This window comes from Leptotrichia sp., from assembly GCF_057270615.1.
The window spans coordinates 1-5,871 of the sequence record NZ_DBHIXN010000082.1 but is presented as its reverse complement, the minus strand read 5'-3'; the positions used below and the strand labels follow the sequence as shown (position 1 = coordinate 5,871).

At 31.1% G+C, this 5,871-nt stretch carries 4 protein-coding genes, 1 tRNA gene and 1 pseudogene; 5 read left to right on the top strand and 1 reads right to left on the bottom strand.

Translation table 11 applies throughout. The annotated features are described in order from the left end of the window. Positions 1-80: 80 nt before the first annotated feature. Positions 81-168 (bottom strand) — tRNA-Leu (locus ACO409_RS09995). A 194-nt stretch (positions 169-362) separates the two neighbouring features. On the opposite strand from ACO409_RS09995, the pseudogene ACO409_RS09990 reads away from it, so the two are divergent. The 5 genes and pseudogenes from ACO409_RS09990 to fusA all read left to right on the top strand — a co-directional run. Then, a pseudogene (locus ACO409_RS09990) lies at positions 363-524 on the top strand (zinc ribbon domain-containing protein); the annotation flags it as partial. A 180-nt stretch (positions 525-704) separates the two neighbouring features. Continuing rightward, the gene (locus tag ACO409_RS09985) at positions 705-2,231 is read left to right on the top strand and encodes a UDP-N-acetylmuramoyl-L-alanyl-D-glutamate--2,6-diaminopimelate ligase (protein WP_485556883.1); all 1,527 of its coding nucleotides are present in this window, start codon (positions 705-707) and stop codon (positions 2,229-2,231) included. A 365-nt stretch (positions 2,232-2,596) separates the two neighbouring features. Next, a complete protein-coding gene (rpsL, locus tag ACO409_RS09980; protein WP_006806098.1) occupies positions 2,597-2,965 on the top strand; it encodes a 30S ribosomal protein S12 in 369 nt (122 codons plus the stop codon). A gap of 32 nt (positions 2,966-2,997) precedes the next feature. After that, positions 2,998-3,468: a 30S ribosomal protein S7 gene (gene rpsG, locus ACO409_RS09975; RefSeq protein WP_018451569.1), complete on the top strand. Its 471-nt coding sequence runs from the start codon at positions 2,998-3,000 to the stop codon at positions 3,466-3,468. Between the two features lie 226 nt (positions 3,469-3,694). Then, positions 3,695-5,779 (top strand): elongation factor G, encoded by a 2,085-nt coding sequence (gene fusA / locus ACO409_RS09970; protein ID WP_485556881.1) that lies wholly within the window; start codon positions 3,695-3,697, stop codon positions 5,777-5,779. The last annotated feature ends 92 nt before the right edge of the window (positions 5,780-5,871 follow it).

Genomic DNA, 5,871 nt, shown 5'->3' with positions numbered 1-5,871 from the left:
CCAACGACCTTCGGGTTATGAGCCCGACGAGCTACCATGCTGCTCTATCCCGCGACAATGAAAGACTTTTATTAAGTAAGTGGTGCCTCGGGCCGGACTTGAACCGGCACGGGATAAACTCCCACAGGATTTTAAGTCCTGTGCGTCTACCGATTTCGCCACCAAGGCATACTTTTAAATAAAAGTAAACTTACGAATGAAATTATACAGTATTTTTTTAAATTTGTCAACAACTTTTTTTCTAGATTTTTTTTAGTTAAAGTGGTAAAATATATTATAAGATATTTTTAGATCTCTTAAAAATCAGATTAATAAAAGCTAAATAAATTTAATAAATTTAAAGCTTAGTTTAAAATAAGTAGTTTCCATCGTCGAAAACGTGCAGTAAATGTGGAAAAGTTAAAGAGAGATTGAAATTATCAGAAAGAAGTTATAAACGTGAGTGCTGTGGAATTGAGATTGATAGAGATTATAATGCAGCATTGAATATAAGAGATGTTAGAAAAGAAATGTTGAAATATTAGGAAATAAAAAAACAGGGCAGGGACTGCCCAAAGAGCTTGGTAAATATATTTGGCTAGCAAAAGCAGATACTTCCCAAGAAGTTCCTGCTTCTAAAAGCGGGAGCAGTTCACGAAGGTTTCAAATATAGTATTAAAAATTTTAGAATTATAAGATTTTTGGAAAAGGGAGAGTATGTGAAAATGTATAAAATATTTAAAGATGTAAATTACAAGTTGCTTCAAGAGGGTGAAAATTTTGAAATTAGGGGTATTGAGTATGATTCACGAAAAATTGAAACGGATTTTGTATTTGTAGCAATGACAGGAAGCGTTGCAGATGGGCATAATTTTATTCAAAAAGCCATTGATAGTGGTGCTAAGATGATTATTTGTGAAAAAGATGTAAATACAAAGGAATATGAAAATGCCAGTTCTGTAACTTTTGTTCAAGTGGAAAATATACGTAAAAAATTAGGGATAATTGCATCAAATTATTATGGATATCCGCAAAACAAAATAAAAATTATTGGAATTACAGGGACAAATGGAAAGACTACATCAAGTTTTATTTTGGAAAATATTTTAGAAAAAACAGCAAGAATAGGAACTACTGGAAACCGTATTTTAGATGAAGAGTTTCAAACGGTTAATACAACTCCGGAATCATTGGAACTGATAAAATTAATAGATAAAAGTGTAAAAAAAGGTGCAGATTACTTTATAATGGAAGTTAGCTCCCATGCTCTTGAAATTGGGCGTGTAGATATGCTTCAATTTGATTCTGCAATATTTACAAACTTAACACAAGATCATCTTGATTTTCACAAAACTATGGAAAACTATTTTAATGCCAAGAAAAAATTATTTTCAATGCTAAGAAATGATAAAAATAATAATGGAGTAGGAATAATCAATATTGATGATAAATATGGAGAGAGAATTTATTCTGAAAAAAAAGATAAAGGCAATGACTATATTTCTATAAGCGTGAAAAATGAAGAAGCTGATGTATGGGGAGATATTTTAAACTATACAAATCATGGAATGAAAATAAAAATAAACTTAAATAATTACTTTGAAAAAAGAAATTTCGTAAAAAGTAAGGAGAAGGGTGAAGAATATAAATTTGAAATAGAGTTAGTTGGGGAATATAATTTGTATAATGTTCTTGGTTGTGTTGCTTGTGCGTTATCACTTGGAGAAAAAATGGACTTTATTGTCAAAAAATTACAGGAAATGTCTTCAGTTCCAGGAAGATTTGAAACAATAAAAAATAATTTGGAAGCAAGAATCGTAGTAGATTTTGCACATACAGATGATGGACTTTTAAATATTGGAAAAACTTTGAAGCAAATTACAGATAATCAAGTAATTACAATATTTGGCGCAGGTGGTGACAGAGATCATGATAAACGTCCAAAAATGGCAAAAGCAGCAACAAAATTTAGCGATTATATTATTTTAACATCAGATAACCCTCGTACAGAAAATCCTGTAAAAATTTTGGCAGATATAGAAAAAGGACTTATTGCTGAAAAATATCCATTTGACAAATATATAATTATTGCCGATAGAGAAAAAGCTATAAGATACGGAATGCGACTTCTTCAAAAGGGAGATAGCCTTTTAATTGCAGGAAAAGGGCATGAAACTTATCAAATAATCGGAAATAAGAAAACACATTTTGATGACAGAGAAATAGTAAGAAAAATTTTAAAAGAAAAATAAAACCATGTTTTTTGTTAAATTTTAGTCATCTGAAAAATATTAAATAAAAATCTTTATAGCCCTTGACAAAAGGGCTTTTATAGTATAAAATAATTAGGTTAGAACTCATAACTAAATTTTAAAAAATATATTTTTTGTTAAAAATAATATATTTGAAGTGAATTTTAGAGTAAATCGATATACTTAAAATAAGTATGCACTTATGTTTGATAAAGTAATTTGAAAAAATAATAAAATTAAGAACTTTATCAAATGCAGCTTTATCAAATATAGATTGAAGAAATGAGCTTTATAAAAAGTTTTAGTTTTGAAAAATAACGCGAGAATAAATATATAAATCAAAGAAATTTGAGAGGAGGAAAAAGATGCCTACTATTAATCAATTAGTAAGATTTGGTAGAAGTACAACTGAAAAAAAGAAAAAATCACCTGCATTAAAAGGTAATCCACAAAAAAGAGGGGTTTGTGTAAGAGTATATACAACTACACCTAAAAAACCGAACTCAGCCTTAAGAAAGGTAGCAAGGGTTAAATTAGTAAATGGAATCGAAGTTACTGCTTATATTCCAGGAATCGGACACAACTTACAAGAACACAGTATCGTTCTTTTAAGAGGAGGAAGAACAAAAGATTTGCCAGGGGTTAGATATAAAATAATCAGAGGAGCATTAGATACAGCAGGAGTTGTAAACAGAAAACAAGGTAGATCAAGATACGGAGCGAAAAAAGGGTAATTAATTTTTAAAAAAGTAAGGAGGACAATTAAGTGTCAAGAAGAAGAAGAGCGGAAAGAAGAGATGTATTACCAGATTCTCAATTTAACGATAAAGTAGTAACTAAATTCATTAACGGATTAATGAAAGATGGGAAAAAATCATTAGCTGAACATATTTTTTATTCAGCATTGCAACAAATAACTGAAGAAACTCAAGAAGAAGGAATCGAAGTGTTCAGAAGAGCAATGGAAAACGTAAGACCTCAATTAGAAGTAAGATCTAGAAGAATCGGAGGGGCAACTTACCAAGTACCAGTTGAAGTTAGAAAAGAAAGACAACAAACTCTTGCAATTAGATGGTTAGTTAGATATACAAGAGAAAGAAAAGAATACGGAATGGTTGCTAAACTTAAAAAAGAATTAATTGCAGCTGCCAATAATGAAGGTGGATCAATTAAGAAAAAAGAAGATACATATAAAATGGCTGAAGCCAATAGAGCGTTTGCACATTATAAATGGTAATCTTAAATTTGCTTAATAAAATATTGAGTATTAAAAAATATTTGATATTTATATTTTTACAAAATTCATTTTTTCAGAATTGAATTATAAAAATATAATAATCAGGGTAGGAACTATCCAACGTGCTTGGTAAATATATTTTCCAAGAAGCTCTAGTTTTGAAAGCTTAGAGCAGTTTACACATGCTTCTTTTAAAGAAGTTTACAAAATAAGGAGGAAAAATTAAATGGCAAGAAAAGTTGCTTTGAAAGATACTAGAAATATTGGTATCATGGCACATATAGATGCCGGAAAAACAACTACAACTGAAAGAATTTTGTTCTATACAGGAGTAAATCATAAAATCGGAGAAGTTCACGAAGGAGCTGCTACGATGGACTATATGGAACAAGAACAAGAAAGAGGAATTACAATTACATCAGCTGCAACAACAGCATTCTGGAATGGACATAGAATTAACATAATAGATACACCAGGTCACGTTGACTTTACAGTTGAAGTAGAAAGATCATTAAGAGTATTAGATGGATCTGTTGCAGTATTTTCAGCAGTTGATGGAGTTCAACCGCAATCAGAAACTGTTTGGAGACAAGCAGATAAATATAACGTACCAAGAATGGCATTTTTAAATAAAATGGATAGAGTCGGTGCAGATTTTAATATGTGTGTAAACGATATTAAAGAAAAATTAGGTGGAAACGGTGTACCAATTCAATTACCAATTGGTGCTGAAGATGATTTTGAAGGAATTATTGATTTAGTAACAATGAAAGAATATTTGTTTAAAGATGAAACTATGGGTGCGGACTACGATATTACTGAAATTAGAGCAGAATTGGCTGAAAAAGCTGAAGAAGCAAGAGAACATATGATAGAATCTGTAGTTGAAACTGATGAAGAATTAATGGAAAAATACTTTGGTGGAGAAGAAATTACTGAAGAAGAAATCAAAAAAGCATTAAGAGTTGCTACAATAGCAGGAACTGTTGTACCAGTTTTATGTGGAACAGCATTTAAAAATAAAGGTATCCAACCATTACTTGATGCAGTAGTTGCTTATATGCCATCACCAGTAGATATTAACGAAGGTAAAGTAAACGGAACTGATCCTAAAACTGAAGAACCTATTCAAAGAACAATTTCAGATGATGAACCGTTCTCAGCATTGGCATTTAAAATTATCACAGATCCATTTGTTGGAAGATTATCATTCTTTAGAGTTTATTCAGGAGTATTAGAAAAAGGATCTTATGTATTAAACTCAACTAAAGGTAAAAAAGAAAGAATGGGAAGATTGCTTCAAATGCATGCTAACAAGAGAGAAGAACTTGATATAGTTTACTCTGGAGATATAGCTGCTGCAGTTGGATTGAAAGATACTACAACTGGAGATACATTATGTGCTGAAAATGCTCCTATCATATTGGAAAAAATGGAATTCCCAGACACAGTTATTCAAATAGCTGTTGAGCCAAAAACTAAAGCTGACCAAGAAAAAATGGGAACAGCATTATCTAAATTGGCTGAAGAAGATCCAACATTTAAAGTTACAACTAACCAAGAAACTGGTCAAACATTGATTTCAGGAATGGGAGAATTGCACTTGGAAATCATCGTAGATAGAATGAAACGTGAGTTCAAAGTGGAAGCAAATGTTGGTAAACCACAAGTTGCTTATAGAGAAACAATTAATGGAACAACAGATGTTGAAGAAAAATATGCTAAACAATCTGGAGGACGTGGACAATATGGACATGTTAAGATGAAAGTTGAAGCTAATCACGGAAAAGGATATGAATTTATCAATGAAATTACTGGAGGAGCTATTCCAAGAGAATATATCCCAGCAGTAGATAAAGGAATTCAAGAAGCATTAGAAGCTGGGGTTGTTGCAGGATACCCAGTTCAAGATGTAAAAGTTACATTGTATGATGGTTCTTACCATGAAGTCGATTCATCAGAAATGGCATTTAAGATTGCTGGATCAATGGCAATTAAAAAAGCTCTAAGAGCTGCAAATCCAGTATTATTGGAACCAATTTTCAAAGTTGAAGTTACAACACCAGAAGAATATATGGGAGATGTAATTGGAGATCTAAATTCAAGAAGAGGACAAGTTTCAGGAATGACTGACAGAAATAATGCAAAAATTATTGATGCAGAAGTACCTTTAGCACAAATGTTCGGTTATGCAACTGATTTAAGATCAAAAACACAAGGAAGAGCATCTTACTCAATGGAATTTGAAAAATATGTAGAAGTTCCAAAAAATATTGCTCAACAAGTAATTGATGAAAGACAAGGTAAATAATAAAAATAAAATCTTAAAAAACTAAAATTAAAGAAATAACGGAGGAAAAATTAAAATGGCAAAAGCTAAATTCGAAAGAAGCAAACCACACG

What these genes read in the sequence shown, in the direction of transcription:
- ACO409_RS09985 (WP_485556883.1), top strand. Translation starts at nt 705, where the DNA reads ATGTATAAAATATTTAAAGATGTAAATTACAAGTTGCTTCAAGAGGGT.
- rpsL (WP_006806098.1), top strand. Translation starts at nt 2,597, where the DNA reads ATGCCTACTATTAATCAATTAGTAAGATTTGGTAGAAGTACAACTGAA.
- fusA (WP_485556881.1), top strand. Translation starts at nt 3,695, where the DNA reads ATGGCAAGAAAAGTTGCTTTGAAAGATACTAGAAATATTGGTATCATG.